This window comes from Saccharopolyspora rhizosphaerae, assembly GCF_003931915.1.
In the GTDB taxonomy this organism is placed as follows: domain Bacteria; phylum Actinomycetota; class Actinomycetes; order Mycobacteriales; family Pseudonocardiaceae; genus Saccharopolyspora; species Saccharopolyspora rhizosphaerae.
Genome location: NZ_RSAA01000015.1, coordinates 197,391 through 217,871 on the forward strand (window position 1 = coordinate 197,391; position 20,481 = coordinate 217,871).

Genomic DNA, 20,481 nt, shown 5'->3' on the forward strand with positions numbered 1-20,481 from the left:
GGCCGCCACCCTCCGGGGTGGCGGCCACTTTCGCATGTCAGCCCGGTCTCACGCGACGTCGTGGGCGTCTGGCCGCTCCTGCCTTGGACGGGGACGGCCCCGGAACGGCCTGGCTGGGGCCTCTGCCGCTCCTGGGCGGAGGCGTGCGGTGGGGACGTGACTCCGCTCGTGGCCGTGCCTGCCCGACGTGAGCGCGCCTCCGCGTGAAGGCCTCGGGTCCACGTCTCCTAGCGGCGATCGCCGGACCCGAGCGCGTGCTGCGGGCCCACATCGCTTCGCCGCGACGAGGGGTGCGTGGAGTCGTGGTTTCGCTCCCGCAATCGCCGACGGCATCCTCGGAGGGTGTCTCGCCCAACCCGGGAATTCCCTCCAGCCGCCACATCGGCGCATCTCGGAAACCCGAAACCCGCCACCTCCTCGGTTGGCATCCCGGATCACCCCGGTATTCCGAGACCGGGGAAACCGCGACCCGGGAACCGAATTCCGCAACTCGCCCGGTGACCCGGGTCACTGGAAATCGCGGAGTTCCGGGTCGAGGAAGCGGTGATCCGGTCCCCGGAGAGGGGACCGGACCACCGGTTCACGCAGTGGTTGGTCAGCTGAGCCGTTCGAGGACCATGGCCATGCCCTGGCCGCCGCCGACGCACATCGTCTCCAGGCCGAACTGCTTGTCGTGGAACTGGAGCGAGTTGATGAGCGTGGTGGTGATGCGGGCACCGGTCATGCCGAACGGGTGGCCCACGGCGATGGCGCCGCCGTTGACGTTGAGCTTGTCCAGCGGGATGCCCAGGTCCTTGTAGGACGGGATGACCTGCGCGGCGAAGGCCTCGTTGATCTCGACCAGGTCGATGTCGTCGATGCTCATGCCCGCGCGCTTGAGGGCCTGCTTGGAGGCCTCCACCGGGCCGAGGCCCATGATCTCCGGCGACAGGCCGGACACGCCGGTCGACACCACGCGCGCCAGCGGCGTCAGGCCGAGCTCCTTCGCCTTGGTGTCGCTCATGATCACCAGGGCAGCGGCGCCGTCGTTGAGCGGGCAGCAGTTGGCCGCGGTGATGCGGCCGTCGGGCCGGAACACCGGCTTGAGACCGGCCACGCCTTCCTTGGTCACGCCCGCGCGCGGGCCGTCGTCCGCGGAGACGACGGTGCCGTCCGGGGTGGTGACCGGGGTGATCTCGCGCGACCAGAAGCCGTTGGCGATGGCCTTCTCGGCGAGGTTCTGCGAGCGGACGCCGAAGTCGTCCATCTCGTCGCGGGTGACGCCCTTGAGCCGCGCCAGGTTCTCGGCGGTCTGGCCCATCGGGATGTAGACGTCCGGGACGAGGTCGAGTTCGCGCGGGTCGGTCCAGCCGTCCGCGCCCTGCTCGGCGGTCTGCTGGGTGCGGGCCTCGGCGTCGGCGAACAGCGGGTTGTGGGTGTCGGGCAGCGAGTCCGAGGAGCCCTTGGCGAAGCGGGACACGGTCTCGACACCGGCGCTGATGAACACGTCGCCCTCGCCGGCCTTGATGGCGTGCAGCGCCATCCGGGTCGTCTGCAGGCTCGACGAGCAGTAGCGGGTGATGGTGGTGCCGGGCAGCTGGTCCTGGCCGAGCAGCACGGCGACCACGCGCGCCATGTTGAAGCCCTGCTCGCCGCCCGGCAGACCGCAGCCCAGCATCAGGTCGTCGATGTCGGCGGGGTCGAGCTCGGGGACCTTGTCCAGCGCGGCCTTGACGATCTGGGCGGTCAGGTCGTCGGGCCGGATGTCCTTCAGCGATCCCTTGCCGGCACGACCGATGGGGGAGCGCGCTGCGGAGACGATCACGGCTTCGGGCATGGGGAACTCCTTCGTTCGCGAGCGCAGAGCGGTTACTGACGGGTCACTTTAGAGCCGTTGAACCCATCCTGTCGGTGACGCCACTCACCGACAACCCTCAAACCGACCGGTCGGTACCTCAGTCCGCGCTGTGACCCGGGCGGCGGAGGTGCATACGCCGGTTCAGGTGCGCGACGATCCTGCTGGTGGGGCGTTGTGCCTCGGCCGTCTCCGAGCGGGTCGGTGCCGGCGGCAGCGGGCCGCCCTGCCAGGCGCCGATGGCCATGCACATCACCGGCAGCAAGATCTCCGCCGCCGCTTCGTAGCCCGCGCCCGAGGGGTGGAAGCGGTCCGGGGAGAAGAACTCCGCAGGTCGCGCCAGGAACTCCGGCGAGAGCAGGTCCGCCAGCGGGACGGCGTAGCCGCCGTTGGCCTCCACGACGCGCCGCTGCGCGCGCGCCAGCGCGAGGCTCCAGCGGCTGGCCACCGAGCGCAGCGGCTGCGGGATCGGCCGGACCGAACCGAGGTCCGGGCAGGTGCCCACCACGACCTTCACGTCGGCCTCCACCAGCCGGCGGACCTGGACGCCGAGCAGCTCGGCGCACTTGGACACCGGCAGCTTCGAGGTCACGTCGTTGGCGCCGATGATGATCAGCACCAGCTCCGGCTTCCGCCGCAGAGCCGCGTCGACCTGCGCGGCCAGCTCCTGCGACGTGGCGCCCACGATGGCGTGGGTGGTCAGCGAGACCGGCCCCTCCAGCTCCTCGGCCAGACCGCGCGCGACCCGCACGCCCGGGAGCTCGCTCGGGACGCTGGCGCCGAGCCCGGCCGCGGAGGAGTCGCCGAGCACCACCAGCTCCAGCGGCTCGACGTCCTCGGGCACCTCGCTGCGCGCCACCGGACCGACCCCGGTGGGCAGGTGCACGCCGTCGGCGCGCAGCGGATCGGAGATCGGCGGACCGATCAACCGACGCGCGTGCCCGGCCTGGCCGTTGAGCAGGCCGTAGGCCGCGCCGGAGAGTCCGCCTGCGGTACCAGCTGCCAGCAGTGCGAGCCGCAAAGCCTTCGTCACGATCATCTCGGCTCCTCCCCTCGCAACCACCCCGCGGATCTGGATGCTCGCCCATCCCGACCAGGAGCGCGCCCGGTGGAACGCCTACGCACCGCATTGGGAAGACGCCGCCGAGCGCGAAAAACTTCCCTGATCCGTGTGTCGTCCGGAAGGTCCTGTGGGTTAGCGCCTGACCAGGCGATTACGCTCGGCATCACACCCGCGCCGGAGACCCGCCGCGCGGGACGACCCGATGATTGAGGACGAGGCGTGGACTACGTCGAGCACGTCACCGACCTGGTGGGCAACACCCCGCTGGTCCGGCTGAACGCGGTTGCCACCGGAAAGACCCCGGTGCTTGCCAAGGTGGAGTACCTCAACCCCGGTGGCAGCGTGAAGGACCGGATCGCGCTGCGCATGATCGAGGCGGCCGAGGCCTCGGGCGAGCTCCGGCCGGGAGGCACCATCGTGGAGCCCACCTCCGGCAACACCGGTGTGGGCCTGGCGATGGTCGCCCAGCGCAAGGGCTACCGCTGCGTGTTCGTGTGCCCGGACAAGGTCGGCGAGGACAAGCGCGACGTGCTCAAGGCCTACGGCGCCGAGGTCGTGGTGTGCCCGACCGCCGTGGAGCCCGAGCACCCGGACTCCTACTACAGCGTGTCCGACCGGCTGGTCACCGAGATCGACGGTGCCTGGAAGCCCAACCAGTACGCCAACCCGGAGAACCCCGAGTCGCACGTGCACTCCACGGGCCCGGAGATCTGGCGCCAGACCGAGGGCAAGGTGACGCACTTCGTCGCCGGCATCGGCACCGGCGGCACGATCTCGGGCACCGGCCGGTACCTCAAGGACATCTCCGGCGGCGCGGTCAAGATCGTCGGCGCGGACCCCGAAGGCTCGGTCTACTCCGGCGGCCACGGCCGCCCCTACCTGGTCGAGGGCGTTGGCGAGGACTTCTGGCCGTCCACCTACGACAAGGGCATCTGCGACGAGATCGTGCCGATCTCCGACGCCGAGTCCTTCGAGATGACCCGGCGCCTGGCCCACGAGGAGGCGCTGCTGGTCGGCGGCTCCTGCGGCATGGCCGTGGCCGCCGCGCTCAAGGTCGCCGAGAACGCCAACCCGGACGACGTCATCGTGGTGCTGCTGCCCGACGGCGGCCGCGGCTACCTCGGCAAGATCTTCAACGACTCCTGGATGGCCTCCTACGGCTTCCTCTCGCCCGACGTCGGCGGTGGCCGGGTCGGTGACGTGCTCCGCCGCAAGGACGGCACCATCCCGGAGCTCGTGCACACCCACCCGAGCGAGACCGTCGCCGAGGCGGTGGCGATCCTGCGCGAGTTCGGCGTCTCGCAGATGCCCGTCGTGCGGGCCGAGCCGCCGATCATGGCGGCCGAGATCGCCGGTGCGGTCAACGAGCGCGACCTGCTCGACGCGCTGTTCGCGGGCCGGGCGCACCTGGCCGATACCGTCGAGCAGCACATGTCACCGCCGCTGCCGACCATCGGCGCTGGTGAGGAGATCAGCTCCGCGATGTCGGCGCTGGCCGGCGCGGACGGGGCGATGGTCCTCATCGACGGCAAACCCGCCGGGGTCGTGACCCGCCAGGATGTGCTTGGATTCATCGCCGGTCGATGACGACTTCACACGGATCGCCCCTGCGCTCTGCACAGATCAGATAGCGTGGGGCCGAAGTATGCCCAGGACTTTGGACGCCGCAAGGGAGTAGTACCCGATGAGCTCTCCGCAGCCGCCGGACGGCGGTCAGCAGGGTTCGGACCCGATCTCGAACCGGATGGACCCGCAGGACGAGAACCAGGCTGGCGGTGACTCGACGCAGGTCGTCCGGCCCGTCCAGTCGCAGGGGCAGCAGCCGCCGTCGGAGTCGACGCAGGTCGTCCAGCCGACCGGCCAGCCGCAGCAGGGCGGTGACTCCACGCAGGTGGTGCCGCCGTCGGCGCAGCCGCCGCAGCCGATGTACCAGCAACCCGGCCACGCCGGGCAGCAGCAGGGGGGCGCGGACGCGACGGCCATGGTGCCGCCGTCGATGCAGCCCCCGCAGCCGATGTACCAGCAGCCGGGCACCCAGAGCCAGCCCGGCGGCTTCCCGGCGCAGCCCCCGCAGCAGCCGGGCACTCCCGGCGGCGGCTTCCCGGCCCCGCAGGCCCACGGCGGCTTCCCGCCTCCGCAGGCCGGTGGCTTCCCCGGTCAGAGCGAGCCGGGCAACCCGGCCCTGGCGAAGCTGTGCGCGATCCTGGGCATGGTCTTCGGTGGGCTCGGTGTCATCTTCGGCATCGTCGGGATCGTGGGCCTCGCCAGCCTGTCCGCGATGGCCTCGCAGGCGGCGGCGCTCGGCGTCGAGGTCCCGCCGATGGGCCTGATGTACACCCTGACGATCGTCAGCGTCCTGGTCTCCCTGGTGTACCTGGTCGGCGGCATCATGCTGATCAAGCGCAACGCGCTGGGCGCGACGATGATCGGTGGCGCGGCCGCGCTGGGCGTGATCGCCAACCTGGTCATGATGATCATGTACCCGAGCGCCAGCGGCGTCGTCGGCATCCTCTTCGGCCTCGCGCTCGCCGTGCTGGCGTTCCTGCCCGCGGTCCGCGAGTGGGCGAACGCCGGATCGGGCGCCGCCACCGCGCAGATCGGTGGCTACGGCCAGCCGCAGGGCGGCTTCGGCCAGCAGCCGCCGCAGCAGTTCGGCCAGCAGGGCTTCGGCCAGCAGCCGCCGCCCCAGCAGTTCGGGCAGCAGGGATACGGCCAGCAGCCGGCGCAGCAGTTTGGCCAGCAGCCGCAGCAGGGCTTCCCGCAGCAGGGCGGCTACCCCCAGCCGGGTGGCTACCCGCAGCAGGGCGGCCAGCAGCCCGGACAGCCGCCGCAGCCCCCGCAGTGGTGAGCTGACGCTTGATCGAAGTGCCCCCGACCTGACCAGGTCGGGGGCACTTCGCTTCTCCCGGCCCGGATCTGCGGACGGGCGCTGGAGCAATATGCTGCTCCACATGAGTGATGGCTTCGCCACCCGCGCGATTCACGCGGGACAGGAGGCAGACCCGACGACCGGTTCGGTGATCGTGCCCATCCACGCGACCTCGACCTACGCGCAGGACGGCGTCGGGGGGATGCGGTCGGGCTACGAGTACTCCCGCACCGGCAACCCGACACGGACCGCCCTGGAGCGATGCCTGGCCGAGCTGGAGAACGGCAGGCACGCGCGGGCCTACGCCTCCGGCATGGCGGCCAGCGACGCCGTGCTGCGGTCGTTGCTGCGCCCGGGCGACCACCTGGTCATCCCGGACGACGCCTACGGCGGCACGTTCCGGCTGATCGACAAGGTGCTCACCGGGTGGGGCATCTCCTACACCCCGGCCCCGGTCTCCGACGTCGACGCGGTGCGCGCGGCGATCCAGGACAACACCAAGGTGGTCTGGCTGGAAACGCCCACCAACCCGCTGCTCAACCTCGGCGACATCGCCGCGCTGGCGCAGGTCTCCGCGGACGCGGGCGTGAAGCTCGTGGTCGACAACACCTTCGCGTCGCCGTACCTGCAGCAGCCCCTCGAACTGGGCGCGACCGCGGTGGTCCACTCGACGACCAAGTACCTCGGCGGCCACTCCGACGTGGTCGGTGGCGCCGCGATCACCTCCGACGACGCGCTGGCCGAGCAGCTGGCGTTCCTGCAGAACGGCGCCGGCGCGGTGCCCGGGCCGTTCGACGCGTTCCTCACCCTGCGCGGGCTCAAGACGCTGTCGGTGCGCATGGAGCGGCACAGCGCGAACGCCGAGCGGGTCGTCGCGGCCCTCTCCGGCCACCCGAAGGTCGCGAAGGTGCTCTACCCGGGCCTGCCGGACCACCCGGGGCACGAGGTCGCGGCCAAGCAGATGAAGCACTTCGGCGGCATGGTCTCGTTCATCCACGCCGACGGCGAGCAGGCGGCCCTGGACGTCTGCTCCCGCACGCGGTTGTTCACGCTGGCCGAGTCCCTCGGCGGCGTCGAGTCGCTGATCGAGCACCCGGGCCGGATGACGCACGCCAGCACCGCGGGTTCGATGCTGCAGGTCCCGGCGGACCTGGTCCGCCTGTCGGTGGGCATCGAGGAGGCCGACGACCTGGTCGAGGACCTGCTGACCGCGCTCGGCTGAGCTCAGTGCTCGAGGTGGTCCTCCTGCGCGCCTGCGCGGGAGGACCACCTCGGGCCCACTACCGCCGGTTCACCTGGCCAGTGAGGGGTCGGCGCCGCCGGGTGCGGAGGAGTCGGCCGGGTCGCGCGGGGCGACCGGCAGGTCGCTGGGCTGCAGGCACCCGCCGATGAGCTCCACGACGCCGTCGTGCTCGTGGTAGCTGCCGGGGTCGTCGCAGCCGGAGTCGAGGACCACCAGCACGGCCGCGCCCGAGAGCGCAGCCGCTGCGAGCATGCCGCTGAGCAGGGGAACCACGCCGGTGCTCGGCTGCGCCATGAGTCCCTCCCGGCACTGATCTCGGTGAACGCATCGCCCTCGGTGATTGCCGCGTCCACCGAGCGTACCGAACGTCGCGCGCTAGTACCGGTAGATCATCGGTGGCAGGATTGCCGCATGCAGCTCGTCGACCTCGAACGAATCCGCCGAGCGGACTCCCTGCTCGCTGAGGTGGCCCGGCGGACACCGCTGGAGCACTCACGAGTGCTGGGCCAGCACACCGGCGGCGAGGTGCACCTCAAGTGCGAGAACCTGCAGCGCACCGGCTCCTTCAAGCTCAGAGGCGCCTACGTGCGGCTGCTCGGGCTCGACCCCGAGCAGCGCGCGGCCGGGGTGGTGGCCGCCAGCGCGGGCAACCACGCCCAGGGAGTCGCGCTCGCGGCGCAACTGCTCGGCATCCCGGCTACCGTCTTCATGCCCGAGCGCGTCCCGCTGCCGAAGCTGGCCGCGACCAAGGCCTACGGCGCCGAGGTGAAGCTGCACGGCGGGGTGCTCGCCGAGACGCTCGCCGCTGCTCAGCAGCACGCCGAGCGGACCGGCGCGGAGTTCATCCACCCCTTCGACCACCCCGACATCGTCGCCGGTCAGGGCACGGTCGGTCTGGAGGTCCTGGCGCAGCTGCCCGAGGTGCGCACCATCCTGGTGCCGACCGGCGGGGGAGGGCTGGTCGCGGGCGTGGCCGCAGCGGTGAAGGCCCAGCGCCCCGAGGTGAAGGTGCTGGCGGTGCAGGCCGAGGAGGCCGCGGCCTGGCCCGGGTCGCTGGCCGCGGGCAAGCCCGTGCCGCTCACCGATACCTGGACGATGGCCGACGGCATCGCCGTCGCCGAGCCGGGCGACGTCACGTTCGCGCACGTCTCCGAGCTGGCGGACGGCGTCCTGACGGTCAGCGAGGAGTCGTTGTCCCGAGCCCTGCTGCTGTGCCTGGAACGCGCGAAGCTCGTCGTCGAGCCCGCCGGGGTCGCCGCCGTCGCCGCCCTGCTGGAACACCCCGAGCAGGTTGTCCCGCCGACGGTCGCGGTGCTCTCCGGCGGCAACATCGACCCGCTGCTGCTGCTCCAGCTCATCCAGCACGGCATGACGTCGGCCGGCCGGTACCTGTCGCTGCGCGTCCGGCTGCCCGACCGGCCCGGCTCGCTCGCGGCGCTGCTCGGCAAGCTCGGCGAGGTCAACGCCAACGTCATCGACATCGAGCACTCCCGGATCTCCGGCGCGCTGCCCCTCGGCGAGGTGGAGGTCGAGGTCTCGCTGGAGACCCGAGGTCAGGAACACCGCGAGTACGTCGTGGCCCAGCTCCGGGAGGCCGGGTACACGATCCTCGCCCGCCGCTGAGCAAGGAGCACACGTGGCTGCGCACAACGGTCCCGACGAACTGGACGCCCGGTTGTTGCTGCTGCTCTCCGACGAGCCGCGGCTGGGCGTGCTGGAGTGCTCGCGCCGGCTCGGCGTCGCCCGGGGCACCGTGCAGGCGCGGCTGGACCGGCTCGTCCAGCGCGGTGTCCTGAAGGGGTTCCCGCCCGAGCTGGACCTGGCGGCGATGGGCTACGGGCTGACCGCCTTCGCAGTGCTGGAGATCGCCCAGGGCCACCGCACCGCCGTGTCCGAGCAGCTGGCGGCGATCGACGAGGTCTGCGAGGTGCACGCGACCACCGGCCAGGGCGACCTGTTCGTGCGCATGGTCGCCCGCTCCAACGACGACCTGCAGCGCGTCATCGACGAGGTGGTCGGCGTCCCCGGGGTGCGCCGCACGTCGACGTCGATCGCGCTGTCCACCCCGGTGCCACCGCGGGTGCGGCCGCTGCTGCGCCGGCTTTCCGGTGAAGACCAAGCGGGCGCCCCGGAAACCGGAGCGCCCGCCGACCGAGCGCACAAGCCCGGAATCGAATCTTAATTGCGGTGGAACCGTTCGACGGTTTCACCCGCACATGCCAGGTGCAGCCAGATCAACAAAGCGCGCAGCAACTCCAGCGCTGCGCGCGAAAGTAGTTCTGGAATGGAAGATCAGCCGTTGAAGGGCTCCGCCTTGACGAGCGTGACCTTCATGTGGCCGCCGTTGGGCAGCTCGTACTCCCGGCTCTCGCCCTCCTTGGCGTCGAGCAGAGCCTTGCCCAGCGGAGAGCTGGGGGAGTAGACCTCGAGGTCGCCGTGCGCGCCCTCTTCGCGGTTGGCGAGCAGGAACTTCTCGGTCTCGTCCTCGCCGTCGTAGCGGACGGTCAGCACCGAGCCGGGCTTGGCGACACCGGACTCCGTGGGCACGTCGCCGACCTTGGCGGTGCGCAGCAGCTCCTGGAGCTGGCGGATGCGAGACTCCATCTGGCCCTGCTCCTCGCGGGCGGCGTGGTACCCGCCGTTCTCCCGGAGGTCGCCTTCCTCGCGGGCCTCGTTGATCTTCGCGGCGATCACCGGGCGGTTGGCCACGAGCTCGTCCAGCTCACCCTTGAGCCGGTCGTAAGCATCCTGGGTCAGCCAGGTCACCTGGGTCTCGCTCACGGTCACCACTCCTCGTCGACTGCGGCCCGCTCTCAACACGAGCCAAATTGCAATTCCGTCCTTTTCTCAGCCAATGCCAAGTAACGGAAAAACACGGCCCTCAGCGGGGGCCGTGCTGCGCTCGACGATAGCACGAATCAGCACGCAAAGGGACCGGATTTTCCTCGCCCTCGACGTGCAGCGGGGCGCTTCACCCGGTTGGCCGCGTGTGAGTGGACAAATATTCAGGCACGTTGTAAGTGCAGCCGTACACCTCCCCGATGGTCGCTCGGGCGGAGGTGCGGAGCACGGTGTCCTGCCGCGTCACGTCGCCTGCCGGGTGGATGAGGACTTCGCGCCTGCCGACCTCTTCACCGGACTCGGCGCGACCGCGGACCACGCAGTCGGCGGGTCGCTGCGGATCGTCCCGCTGGACCTCCACCGTGATCCGGACGGAGTGGTCGTCGATCACCTCGAAGGCCACCTGCTCGCCCTGGATCGGAGCGGAGCCCAGGTTGCGGTAGCCGAGGACCGAGACGCCGACGAGGGCCAGCAGCACCACCGCGAGCAGCGCCCAGCGCAGGGCGGGGCGGGTGCGCGCGCTGGGGGCGCGCGATCCGTACCGGTCCGGCGGGACCTGCTGCTGCGCCACGGCGACCTCTCGACGCGGTTGGTGGATCTGCGGCCGGGGCCACACGGGGTGACGGCCGGGGCGTCGGCACCACCGGGAACAATGGAGCACGACATCCACGTTGAGTATCCCTGGAGCGTTCAGCGGACCGACGGCGGGGCCGTCGGCGCGAGCAGTCGTGCACAGGGCGGATGCAGTCACGAGCGGGAGGATCGAGCGGGCGATGGCGGACAAGCTGCGGCTGATGACGGTGCACGCGCACCCGGACGACGAGTCCAGCAAGGGGGCCGCGACCACCGCGCGTTATGCGGCCGAGGGCCACGAGGTGATGGTCGTCACCTGCACGGGGGGTGAAGCCGGCAGCATCCTCAACCCGGCCATGGAGCGTCCGGAGATCGTGGCGAACCTGCCGGAGGTGCGTCGCCAGGAGATGGCCAGGGCCGCCGAGATCCTCGGTGTGCAGCACCGCTGGCTCGGCTTCGTCGACTCCGGCCTGCCGGAGGGCGACCCGCCGCCCCCGCTGCCGGAGGGCGTGTTCGCGACGGTCCCGCTGGAGGAGTCCACGCGCGAGCTGGTCAGGGCCGTGCGCGAGTTCCGGCCGCACGTGGTGATCACCTACGACGAGAACGGCGGCTACCCGCACCCCGACCACATCCGCTGCCACGAGGTCTCCGTAGCGGCCTTCGACGCCGCCGGTGACCCCGACCTCTACCAGGGCACCGGGGAGCCGTGGCAGCCGTTGAAGCTGTACTACTCGCACGGCTTCTCCCGGAAGCGCATGCAGCTGTTCCACGAGTCGCTGCTGGCCGAGGGCAAGGAGTCGCCGTGGACCGACTGGCTCAAGCGCTGGGACGAGCAGCAGCGGCCCGACCCGGACGACCGGGTGACCACCCGCGTGCCGTGCGGTGACTACTTCGAGAAGCGGGACGACGCGCTGCGCGCCCACGCGACCCAGATCGACCCGACCAGCCGCTGGTTCGCGGTCTCCTGCGAGGCCCAGCGCCAGCTGTGGCCGACCGAGGACTACGAGCTGGTGCGCTCGCTGGTCGACACGACGTTGCCGGAGGACGACCTGTTCGACGGCGTCCAGGAGAAGGTGTGCGCATGAGTGCTCAGGAGACCGTCGCACTGGTCCTGGCCCAGGCCCCCGGTCCGCCGCAGGACCCGGGTGGGCAGGGCGAGGACTTCGGCAAGTCCTCACCGCTCGGGCTGGTGCTGCTGATCGTGTTCGGCATCGCCGTGGTGTTCCTCATCCGCTCGATGACCAAGCACCTGAAGAAGCTGCCGGTCGTCTTCGACGAGGAGAAGGCCAACGCCGCGGCACCGGCCCGGGTCAAGCGGGCCGAAGCAGAGCAGGCCGAGCGCGCTGAGGCGGCCGAGGAGGCCGAGAACTCGGAGGACGGGGGCTCGGCGAAGCCCCCGCCGGCGAAAGCCGAGTAGACCGCAGTCGCACGGGGCCACCTGGAGACCAGGTGGCCCCGTCTGCGTCCCCGGGGCCTTGATGCGGGCCCGGACCACGGTTCTCGTTTCGGCAGCGGGTCAGCGCGGTACTCCACGACCTGGTCACCGCGGTGCTCGACGCCCCTCGCCAGTGCGGGCGGAAGATCGGAATGGGAGGCTGGAGACATGGCGAACCGGCTTGCGGACGCGACGAGTCCGTACCTCCTGCAGCACGCCGACAACCCGGTCGACTGGTGGCCGTGGTGCCCGGAAGCCTTCGAGGAGGCCCGCCGCCGCGACGTCCCGGTCCTGCTCTCGATCGGCTACGCGGCCTGCCACTGGTGCCACGTGATGGCGCACGAGTCGTTCGAGGACGACGACACCGCGCGGTTGATGAACGAGCACTTCGTCAACATCAAGGTGGACCGCGAGGAACGGCCGGACATCGACGCCGTCTACATGGAGGCCACCCAGGCCATGACCGGCCAGGGCGGCTGGCCGATGACGTGCTTCCTGACCCCGGCGGGCGAGCCCTTCCACTGCGGCACCTACTACCCCTCTTCGCCGATGCCCGGCATGCCCTCCTTCCAGCAGCTGCTGGCGGCGGTCGCGCAGGCGTGGGACGGCCGCGGTGAGGAGGTCCGCAAGGCCGCGGGTCGCATCGTCGAACAGCTCAACGCGCAGCGCGCGCCGCTGCCCGAGTCCCTCTTGGACGACGAGGTGCTCACCGGTGCGGTCGGGCGCCTGCGCACCGAATCCGACGCCGAGAACGGCGGTTTCGGGGACGCCCCGAAGTTCCCGCCGTCGATGGTGCTGGAGTTCCTGCTGCGCCACCACGAGCGCACCGGCTCCCCGCAGGCGCTGGATCTGGCCCACGACTGCTGCACCGCGATGGCGCGCGGCGGCATCTACGACCAGCTGGCCGGCGGGTTCGCGCGCTACAGCGTTGACGCCGCGTGGGTGGTGCCGCACTTCGAGAAGATGCTCTACGACAACGCGCTGCTGCTGCGCGCCTACGCGCACCTGGGCCGGCTCGGCGACGCCCTCGCCGCGCGGGTGGCCCGCGAGACGGCGGGCTTCCTGCTCCGCGACCTGCGCACGCCCGAAGGCGGGTTCGTCGCCTCGCTCGACGCCGACACCGAAGGCGTCGAGGGCCTGACCTACGTGTGGACGCCCGGACAGCTGCGCGAGGTGCTGGGGGAGGCCGACGGCGACTGGGCCGCGTCGCTGCTGGTCGTGACCCCGGGCGGCACCTTCGAGGACGGCGCGTCGACGCTCCAGCTGCCGCACGACCCCGACGACCCGGAGCGGTGGGCCCGCGTGCGGGAGCGCCTGCTGGCGGCTCGCGAGCAGCGCCCGCAGCCGGGCCGGGACGACAAGGTCGTCACCGCGTGGAACGGCCTTGCCATCACCGCGCTGGTGGAAGCCGGCGCCACCCTGGACGAGCCGTCCTGGGTCGAGGCCGCCGCCGGGGCCGCCGAGCTGCTGCTGGCGAAGCACCGGGCCGACGGTCGGCTGCTGCGGACCTCCCGCCGCGGTGTCGCGGGCACCGCGGCGGGCGTGCTGGAGGACTACGGGTGCTTCGCCGACGGCCTGCTGTCGCTGCACCAGGCCACCGCCGACCCGCGCTGGCTCACAGCCGCCTGCGAACTCCTCGACATCGCGCTCGAGCAGTTCGCCGACAGCGAGCATCCGGGGACCTTCCACGACACCGCAGCCGACGCCGAAGAGCTGGTGCGCAGGCCCTCAGACCCCACCGACAACGCCAGCCCCTCCGGTGCCGCCGCGCTGACCGCCGCGCTGCTCACCGCATCAGCGCTGGTCGGCCCGGAGGCCACCAGCCGGTACCGGGCGGCCGCGGAGCAGGCGCTCTCGCGCGTCGGCCTGCTGGCCCAGCGCGTCCCGCGCTTCGCGGGCCACTGGCTCGCGGTGGCCGAGGCGCGCGCGCAGGGCCCGCTGCAGATCGCCGTCGTCGGCCCGGACGAGACTTCCCGCGCCGACCTGCTCGCGGTGGCCCACCGGGACGCCCCGGGCGGGACCGTCGTGGTCGGGTCGACGCCGGACGCGGCCGGCGTGCCGCTGCTGGCCGACCGCCCGCTGGTCGACGGTGCCCCCGCGGCCTACGTCTGCCACGGCTACGTCTGCGACCGGCCGGTCACCAACGCGCACGAGCTGGCCGAGAACCTCGCTCAGGCGTAGAGCGCCAGCCAGATCGCCACGTGGTGGCAGATGGCCGCCGCGGTCACCGTCGAGTGGAAGAACTCGTGGTAGCCGAAGGTCCTGGGCCACGGGTCCGGCCAGCGGGTGGCGTAGAAGATCGCGCCGAGCGTGTACAGCGCGCCGCCGACGATCAGCAACACCAGCACGGTCACACCCGCGTTGTGCAGCAGGTCCGGCAGCACGAACACGGCGACCCAACCCAGGGCGATGTAGACCGGGACGCCGACCCAGCGGGGCGCGTTCGGCCAGGCGAGCTTGAGGACCACGCCGCCGATCGCGCCCGCCCACACCACGGCGAGCACCACCGCTCCGGTGGTCGGCTGCATCGCCATCATCGCCAGCGGCGTGTAGGTGCCGGCGATGAACAGGAAGATCATCGAGTGGTCGAGTCGCCGCATCCAGGTGCGCGCGCCGACCGACTTCCAGGTCTTGCGGTGGTAGAGCGCGCTCACCCCGAACAGCCCGAGCACGGTCACCGAGTAGATCGAGGTGCCCAGCGCGGCCTCGGCGGACACGGTCGAGGCCGCCAGCGAGATCAGCGTCGCGCCGGCGGCGAAGAACGCCAGCAGCGACCAGAAGTGGATCCACCCGCGCATCCGCGGCTTGACGGGGGCGTTCGGAACACGAGACGAGAGGCCGTTGGTCACGCCACAAAGGTTACGGGAGCGTAGGTTTCGCGCGCTGTGACGTCTGTTGCACCAGAGGCCTCCGGTGCCTGTGCGCTGCTGACTGGGTTTCGACCCATTCCCGTTCTTGGCGCCGTTCCTGGGCCTAGCGTGCCGCGGCGATGGCTTGCGTGGGGGTGCTCATCGCCTGCGTGGGCAACCTACGGGCTGGAAAAACGCGTCTCTGGTGGTGGCCCCGTCATCTCCGGGATGCGGCGCATCACTCCTGTTGTGCGCCCTGGCGATGCGCGGTGGCGGGCTCGCGCCAGGCTCCGGTGTGAGTGGACCACCCGGAGGGGGTCGCTCCGCGGCCCGGGCTCGACGCCGATGCTCAACGGAGTCCGCGTACTCTCATCTGGCGTGGCGCTCAAGGTTCGGTTGAAAGAACTCATGTACTCGGTCTACGAGCGACGGCTCAGCCGGAAGCTCGACGGGCTGCAGCACCCCCGGCACGTCGGCGTCATCTTGGACGGCAACCGCAGATGGGCCAAGGAAGCCGGCCTGGACGCGGCGCACGGGCACCGGGCGGGCGCGCGCAAGATCGCGGAGATGCTCGGCTGGTGCGAGGAGGCGCAGGTCGAGGTGGCCACCTTGTGGCTGCTGTCGACCGACAACCTCAACCGCAGCGAGGACGAGCTCAACGCCCTGATGGAGATCATCGCCGGGGTCGTCGACGAGCTCACCAGTCCCGGCAAGTCCTGGCGGGTGCGGATCGTGGGCGCGTTGGACGTGCTGCCCACCGAGACCGCCGCCCGGCTGACCGCCGGTGCGCTGCGGACGGAGGGCCGGACCGGGATGCAGGTCAACGTCGCCGTCGGCTACGGCGGTCGCCGTGAGATCGCCGACGCGGTCCGCAAGCTGCTCCAGCAGCACGCCGAGGCGGGGACCACCATCGAGGAGCTCGCCGAGGTGCTCACGGTCGACCACATCGCCGAGCACCTCTACACGTCCGGTCAGCCGGACCCGGACCTGCTCATCCGCACCTCGGGCGAGCAACGGCTGTCCGGGTTCATGCTCTGGCAGTCGGCGCACTCGGAGTTCTGGTTCACCGAGGCTTACTGGCCCGAGTTCCGCCGGGTCGACTTCCTGCGCGCGTTGCGCGACTACGCGGTCCGGCACCGCCGCCTGGGCCGCTGACCCCGAGCGCGCGAGAAGGCCAGGTCGTCGAGGACCTGGCCTTCTCGGCGGGGTTCAGCTCGCTCAGTCAGCGGACGGGTGGTCCACGACCGGGGCGTTGACGCACTCGCTGGACTGCGGGGACAGCAGCGGGACGACGGCACCCAGGACGGCGACGTTGTTACCGCAGGCCTGCACTGGCAGGACGCTGAGGTTGTTGTCGTTCAGGACGTTGACGCCGTCGTTGTCCGAGCTGTCGGCGTTGGCGACGGGCGCCAGGGCCAGCAGGCCGGCGGCGGCACCAGCGACAATCGCTGCCTTCTTCAGCACTTGGGTCACTCTCCTTTTGGAATTCCGCGGGATTCGGAGTTCACACCAGCGGACTCTGCGAAAAAGCCCGGATGGGCGACCGAGTCTGGTGTGTTCCGCATGCAAACTACAGCGGACACGCGGACGGACCAAATTCCGTAACCCCATTGTGTGAACGATTCTCGTATTAGCGCAGGTAGCAAGGGAAAGTGCTTGCGTGCGAAAAGGAGCGCCGGGATGTCCCGGCGCTCCTCCCCGCGCGATGAGGATCCCTCAGTCCGCGGTCGGGTGGTCCACGATCGGGGCATTGACGCACTCGGGTTTGCTCGGCGAGCCGATCGGGGCGACAGCACCCACCACCGCGACGTTGTTGCCGCACAGCTGCACCGGCAGGACGCTCACGTTGTTGTCGTTCAGGAGGTTGATGCCGTCGTTGTCCTGGCTGTCGGCGTAGGCGGCCGGGGCCAGCGCGAGCAGGCCAGCGGCGGCGGTGGCGACAATCACTGCTCTCTTCAGCACAGCTTTGCTCCTTGGTGAGATGAGTTGAGCAAGTGCGTGCTTCTGCCCGGAAGTGTGAATTCCGAAGCGAGTGAAGCACCTGGTTTGAAACGTAACCAGGGTTCGTGAAACCCGATACTCGACTAACACCATTGTGTGTAGTCATGTCGCAACCCCTCAATTGCTCGCGAGCGGACGCCGAAAAAGCGCAGCACTGCGCACGCGCGGAGAACGCGGCGAAATCGGGCATACGTCCGCCCAGCGGCGGCGTACTGTTCCCAGCGTGGATTCGGCGCGGTGGGTGTCCGAGTACGTCCGGTTGGGGCTGCGGTTCGACCGCATCGCTCCCGGGCTCGTCGACTCGTACTCGGGGGACCCGGGGCTGCGCCTCCGGGTGCGCTGCGAGCCGCGGCCGGAGCCGGGGCGGCTCGTCCAGCGAGCCCGGGAACTGCGCGCCGAACTCGACGGCTGCGGCATGGCGGAGTCGCGCCGACGGTTCCTGGACGCTCAGCTGATCGCGCTGGAGGCCACCGGGCTCAGGCTGGCGGGCCGGGAGATGTCGTTCCTCGCCGAAGTCCGGGCCTGCTACCAGGTCGACCCTGCTGTCGGCGATCCCGACGACTACCGCGAGGCGCACCGCGAGCTCGACGCGGTGCTGCCCGGGAGCGGCTCGCTCGCCGACCGGCTGGACGCGGTGCGGCGCCGCGACGTGCTGCCGCGTGATCGCCTGGCGGGCTGCGCCGAGGCGGTGTCCGAGGCGCTGCGCCGCCGGGTGCGGCAGCGCTTCGGGCTCCCGGTCCAGGAGCGGGTGCGGTACGCGGTCGTCGCCGACCGGCCGTGGAGCGGTTTCCACGAGTACCTCGGTGGTTTCCGGTCGCGCGTGTTGATCAACGCCGACGCCGGCCAGCGAGCCTCGACCCTGCCTCGCCTGATCGCGCACGAGGCCTACCCGGGGCACCACACCGAGCACTGCCACAAGGCGGCCGGTCTCGGGCGCACCCTGCCGGAGCACACCCTCTGCCTGCTCGGCACACCGCAGTGCGTGCTCGCGGAGGGGCTCGCCGACCTGGGGTTGCACGCCGCGGTGGGTCCGGGCTGGGGCGCGTGGGTCGCGGAGGTCTTCGCCGACCTGGGGGTCGCGGTGGACGGGGAGCTCGCCGAGCGGCTGGAGGCGGTGCTGGTCCGGCTGCTGCCGGTGCGCCAGGACGCGCTGCTCATGCTGCACGAGCAGGGGGCTGCGGAGCAGGAGGTCGTCGACCACCTCGGTCGCTGGCTGTTGATGTCCGAGGGCAAGGCCCGGCACCTCGTGCGCTTCATGCGCGACCCGCTCTGGCGGGCCTACACCACGACCTACGTCGAGGGGTACCGGCTCGTGCGGCGGTGGTTGGAGGAGGAGTCGAACGGCACATCGAGCGCCGATCGTTACCGCCGGTTGCTTGACGAAGCGCTCCTGCCGGCGGATCTCCGCGCGGAGATCGCGACAGGCGCCTGCGGCTGAACTTCACCCGGAAAGAGCAGCAACGATAACCGGGAGTGTTGATTCCCGTTCGATCTCGGCCGCGCTTCCGGACGTCTCCTGACCTGCTGACGAACCTGGTGGAAACCCGCTATTAACCTTCTGAACTGCGAAAACATAGTAGTCGCGCGCGGTGAGCGCACCGGGGGTTCGAATCACCTAAGTGGCTGTCTGCCGAAGCACGATCACGCAGGTAGCGTTCGCGGTGACGGGCCGTTCTCCTGCACGTCCGAACGCGGCCCGTCCGGGAGGCCCTGATCGTGGCTGTTGGCTGGAGGGACGTTCACACGTCCACCGTGGTCGCGGAGGGGGTCGGTGCCCGGCCTTCGCGCGGCGTCGGTGGACCGGACGGTCCGGCCGGAGCGCGACGGGGGCAGGCCCGGCCCACCGACGAGCGGGCGTGGTCGGCACGTCCGCGAGGGAGTAGCCGTGACCGCACGACGTTCCCAGCCTCAGGCGCACAGCGCCGTCCGCAACGACGAGCCCGCGCACACCGCCGCTTCACCTGGCGGTGACCTGGAGTTCCGCACCTACGTCCTGGACACTTCGGTCCTGCTGTCCGACCCGTGGGCGATGGCCCGGTTCGCCGAGCACGACGTGGTGCTCCCGGTGGTGGTCATCTCCGAGTTGGAGGCCAAGCGCCACCACCCCGAGCTCGGCTGGTTCGCCCGTGAGGCGCTGCGCGTGCTCGACGACCTCCGGCTGAAGCACGGCAGACTGGACCACCCGGTGCTGGTCAACTCCGAGGGCGGCAACGTCCACGTGGAGCTGAACCACTCCGATCCGTCGGTGCTCCCGCCAGGCTTCCGCACGGACGACAACGACTCGCGCATCCTGGCGTGCTCGCTCAACCTCGCCGCCGAAGGCCGCGAGGTCGTGCTGGTCACCAAGGACATGCCGCTGCGGGTCAAGGCCGCGTCGGTGAACCTGGCCGCCGAGGAGTACCGCGCGCAGGACGTGGTCTCGTCGGGTTGGAGCGGCATGGCCGACATCGACGTCGGGTCCGAGTCGGTGGACTCGCTGTTCAAGGACGGCGTCGCCGACCTGGAGGAGGCCAGGGACCTGCCGCCGAACACCGGCGTGCGGGTGCTGGCCGGCCAGCAGAGCGCGCTCGGCCGGGTCACCGCCGACAAGCAGGTCCGGTTGGTGCGCGGCGACCGCGAGGTCTTCGGGCTGCACGGGCGTTCCGCGGAGCAGCGGATCGCGCTGGAGCTGCTGATGGACCCCGAGATCGGGATCATCTCGCTGGGCGGCCGGGCCGGTACCGGCAAGTCCGCGTTGGCGCTGTGCGCCGGCCTTGAGTCGGTGATGGAACGCCAGCAGCACCGCAAGGTCGTGGTGTTCCGGCCGGTCTACGCCGTCGGCGGGCAGGAGCTCGGCTACCTGCCGGGCACCGAGGGCGAGAAGATGGCGCCCTGGGCGCAGGCCGTCTTCGACACGCTCGGCGCGCACGCCAGCGAGAACGTGCTCGAGGAGGTCATGGATCGCGGCATGCTCGAAGTGCTGCCGCTGACCCACATCCGCGGCCGCTCGCTGCACGATTCCTTCGTCATCGTCGACGAGGCCCAGTCGCTGGAGCGCAACGTCCTGCTGACGGTGCTCTCCCGGCTCGGGTCGAACTCGCGGGTGGTGCTCACCCACGACGTCGCGCAGCGCGACAACTTGAGGGTGGGCCGCCACGACGGCGTCGCGGCCGTCATCGAGAAGCTCAAGGGCCACCCGCTGTTCGCCCACGTGACCCTGACCCGATCGGAGCGGAGCCCGATCGCCGCCCTGGTCACCGAGCTCCTGGAGGGCGAACACACCTTCTGACATGACCGGGGAGGGCGCCTCACCCGAGGTGCCCTCCCCGGTTCACGCCCGAAGCGCGCCGAGCCCCCGCCGCCTCGAACTTCGCGCGAACTTCGGCAAGAAGAACCGTCCCGTCAAGCTTCGCGCGGAGTTCGAAGGTCACTCCACGGCCTCGAACTTCGCGCGAGGTTCGCACGTCACCCTGCTGACCAGGAGAGAAGCAAGCCCAACGCCTTCGGGGCGGGGGGTACTTCTGCGCGAGGTTCGACTGCGGGCTCGGTGGTTCGAACTTCGCGGGAAGTTCGAGGGGCGCTGCGCGGGGTCGAACCTCGCGCGAAGTTCGGACGTCGCCCGGCTGACCTGGGGAGAAGCGCGCTCGGGCGGTCTTCGCCGTGCGAGGAGCGAGAAGGCTCGACGCCGTCGGGCACTGGAGGAAGGCCACTCCGCGCGAAGTGCGGCCGGAGGCTCCCCTCGAGGTTCTCGCGATGTTCGAGGGGAGCCTCGCGGGTGGGACTTCGCGCGGAGT

At 70.9% G+C, this 20,481-nt stretch carries 19 protein-coding genes; 11 read left to right on the plus strand and 8 right to left on the minus strand.

Annotated elements, in window-relative coordinates; translation table 11 throughout:
* Positions 1–595 precede the first annotated feature (595 nt).
* Entirely contained in the window at positions 596–1,816 is a 1,221-nt protein-coding gene (locus EIL87_RS15825) for an acetyl-CoA C-acetyltransferase (RefSeq protein ID WP_125091307.1), read from the minus strand.
* 118 nt (positions 1,817–1,934) lie between these two features.
* Positions 1,935–2,873, minus strand: a complete 939-nt coding sequence (locus EIL87_RS15830; protein ID WP_125091308.1) for an SGNH/GDSL hydrolase family protein — start codon at positions 2,871–2,873, stop codon at positions 1,935–1,937.
* Positions 2,874–3,116: 243 nt separating this feature from the next.
* On the opposite strand from EIL87_RS15830, the gene EIL87_RS15835 reads away from it, so the two are divergent.
* The 3 genes from EIL87_RS15835 (at position 3,117) to EIL87_RS15845 (ending at position 6,988) form a co-directional block, all read left to right on the plus strand.
* Complete coding sequence (locus EIL87_RS15835; RefSeq protein WP_125091309.1) at positions 3,117–4,484, plus strand: cystathionine beta-synthase; 1,368 nt, start codon at positions 3,117–3,119, stop codon at positions 4,482–4,484.
* Positions 4,485–4,581: 97 nt separating this feature from the next.
* On the plus strand, positions 4,582–5,745 hold the full coding sequence (locus tag EIL87_RS15840; RefSeq protein ID WP_125091310.1) for a hypothetical protein: 1,164 nt from the start codon (positions 4,582–4,584) through the stop codon (positions 5,743–5,745).
* A 103-nt stretch (positions 5,746–5,848) separates the two neighbouring features.
* A complete protein-coding gene (locus EIL87_RS15845) occupies positions 5,849–6,988 on the plus strand; it encodes a cystathionine gamma-synthase (RefSeq protein ID WP_125091311.1) in 1,140 nt (379 codons plus the stop codon).
* A 69-nt stretch (positions 6,989–7,057) separates the two neighbouring features.
* Here EIL87_RS15845 and EIL87_RS15850 read toward each other — a convergent pair whose 3' ends face one another.
* A complete protein-coding gene (locus EIL87_RS15850) occupies positions 7,058–7,303 on the minus strand; it encodes a hypothetical protein (protein ID WP_125091312.1) in 246 nt (81 codons plus the stop codon).
* A gap of 117 nt (positions 7,304–7,420) precedes the next feature.
* Between EIL87_RS15850 and ilvA the strand changes: the two genes are divergently transcribed.
* Both ilvA and EIL87_RS15860 read left to right on the plus strand, forming a co-directional pair.
* On the plus strand, positions 7,421–8,632 hold the full coding sequence (ilvA, locus tag EIL87_RS15855; RefSeq protein ID WP_125091313.1) for a threonine ammonia-lyase: 1,212 nt from the start codon (positions 7,421–7,423) through the stop codon (positions 8,630–8,632).
* 13 nt (positions 8,633–8,645) lie between these two features.
* Positions 8,646–9,191, plus strand: a complete 546-nt coding sequence (locus tag EIL87_RS15860) for an Lrp/AsnC family transcriptional regulator (RefSeq protein ID WP_199740434.1) — start codon at positions 8,646–8,648, stop codon at positions 9,189–9,191.
* Positions 9,192–9,301: 110 nt separating this feature from the next.
* Here EIL87_RS15860 and greA read toward each other — a convergent pair whose 3' ends face one another.
* Together greA and EIL87_RS15870 are read right to left on the minus strand one after the other, a co-directional pair.
* Positions 9,302–9,790 carry a transcription elongation factor GreA gene (gene greA / locus EIL87_RS15865; protein ID WP_199740435.1) on the minus strand — a complete coding sequence of 163 codons (489 nt, stop codon included), beginning with the start codon at positions 9,788–9,790 and terminating at the stop codon, positions 9,302–9,304.
* Positions 9,791–9,980: 190 nt separating this feature from the next.
* Positions 9,981–10,421, minus strand: coding sequence for a DUF4307 domain-containing protein (locus tag EIL87_RS15870; RefSeq protein WP_233576287.1), 441 nt, complete (start codon positions 10,419–10,421; stop codon positions 9,981–9,983).
* Positions 10,422–10,623: 202 nt separating this feature from the next.
* Here EIL87_RS15870 and mca point away from each other — a divergent pair, with 202 nt between their 5' ends.
* From mca to EIL87_RS15885, 3 genes are all read left to right on the plus strand, one after another.
* Entirely contained in the window at positions 10,624–11,508 is an 885-nt protein-coding gene (gene mca, locus EIL87_RS15875) for a mycothiol conjugate amidase Mca (RefSeq protein ID WP_125091315.1), read from the plus strand.
* Positions 11,505–11,840, plus strand: a complete 336-nt coding sequence (locus tag EIL87_RS15880; protein WP_125091316.1) for a hypothetical protein — start codon at positions 11,505–11,507, stop codon at positions 11,838–11,840. The genes mca and EIL87_RS15880 overlap by 4 nt, the downstream gene beginning before the upstream one ends.
* Positions 11,841–12,026: 186 nt before the next feature.
* Positions 12,027–14,039, plus strand: coding sequence for a thioredoxin domain-containing protein (locus EIL87_RS15885; RefSeq protein WP_125091317.1), 2,013 nt, complete (start codon positions 12,027–12,029; stop codon positions 14,037–14,039).
* On the opposite strand, the gene trhA is transcribed toward EIL87_RS15885, so the two are convergent.
* Positions 14,030–14,656, minus strand: coding sequence for a PAQR family membrane homeostasis protein TrhA (gene trhA, locus EIL87_RS15890; protein WP_125091585.1), 627 nt, complete (start codon positions 14,654–14,656; stop codon positions 14,030–14,032). The genes EIL87_RS15885 and trhA overlap by 10 nt on opposite strands.
* A 429-nt stretch (positions 14,657–15,085) precedes the next feature.
* On the opposite strand from trhA, the gene EIL87_RS15895 reads away from it, so the two are divergent.
* Positions 15,086–15,862: an isoprenyl transferase gene (locus tag EIL87_RS15895; RefSeq protein WP_125091318.1), complete on the plus strand. Its 777-nt coding sequence runs from the start codon at positions 15,086–15,088 to the stop codon at positions 15,860–15,862.
* 63 nt (positions 15,863–15,925) lie between these two features.
* Here EIL87_RS15895 and EIL87_RS15900 read toward each other — a convergent pair whose 3' ends face one another.
* Together EIL87_RS15900 and EIL87_RS15905 are read right to left on the minus strand one after the other, a co-directional pair.
* Positions 15,926–16,171 (minus strand): hypothetical protein, encoded by a 246-nt coding sequence (locus EIL87_RS15900; RefSeq protein ID WP_233576288.1) that lies wholly within the window; start codon positions 16,169–16,171, stop codon positions 15,926–15,928.
* Between the two features lie 252 nt (positions 16,172–16,423).
* Entirely contained in the window at positions 16,424–16,669 is a 246-nt protein-coding gene (locus EIL87_RS15905; protein ID WP_125091319.1) for a hypothetical protein, read from the minus strand.
* A 262-nt stretch (positions 16,670–16,931) separates the two neighbouring features.
* Here EIL87_RS15905 and EIL87_RS15910 point away from each other — a divergent pair, with 262 nt between their 5' ends.
* Positions 16,932–18,146 (plus strand): DUF885 domain-containing protein, encoded by a 1,215-nt coding sequence (locus tag EIL87_RS15910; RefSeq protein ID WP_125091320.1) that lies wholly within the window; start codon positions 16,932–16,934, stop codon positions 18,144–18,146.
* A gap of 447 nt (positions 18,147–18,593) precedes the next feature.
* Complete coding sequence (locus EIL87_RS15915; protein WP_125091321.1) at positions 18,594–19,976, plus strand: PhoH family protein; 1,383 nt, start codon at positions 18,594–18,596, stop codon at positions 19,974–19,976.
* The last annotated feature ends 505 nt before the right edge of the window (positions 19,977–20,481 follow it).

Coding starts and splice junctions, on each gene's coding strand:
- EIL87_RS15825 (WP_125091307.1), bottom strand. CDS start 1,816: ATGCCCGAAGCCGTGATCGTCTCCGCAGCGCGCTCCCCCATCGGTCGT.
- EIL87_RS15830 (WP_125091308.1), bottom strand. CDS start 2,873: ATGATCGTGACGAAGGCTTTGCGGCTCGCACTGCTGGCAGCTGGTACC.
- EIL87_RS15840 (WP_125091310.1), top strand. CDS start 4,582: ATGAGCTCTCCGCAGCCGCCGGACGGCGGTCAGCAGGGTTCGGACCCG.
- EIL87_RS15845 (WP_125091311.1), top strand. CDS start 5,849: ATGAGTGATGGCTTCGCCACCCGCGCGATTCACGCGGGACAGGAGGCA.
- EIL87_RS15850 (WP_125091312.1), bottom strand. CDS start 7,303: ATGGCGCAGCCGAGCACCGGCGTGGTTCCCCTGCTCAGCGGCATGCTC.
- ilvA (WP_125091313.1), top strand. CDS start 7,421: ATGCAGCTCGTCGACCTCGAACGAATCCGCCGAGCGGACTCCCTGCTC.
- mca (WP_125091315.1), top strand. CDS start 10,624: ATGGCGGACAAGCTGCGGCTGATGACGGTGCACGCGCACCCGGACGAC.
- EIL87_RS15880 (WP_125091316.1), top strand. CDS start 11,505: ATGAGTGCTCAGGAGACCGTCGCACTGGTCCTGGCCCAGGCCCCCGGT.
- EIL87_RS15885 (WP_125091317.1), top strand. CDS start 12,027: ATGGCGAACCGGCTTGCGGACGCGACGAGTCCGTACCTCCTGCAGCAC.
- trhA (WP_125091585.1), bottom strand. CDS start 14,656: ATGCGCGGGTGGATCCACTTCTGGTCGCTGCTGGCGTTCTTCGCCGCC.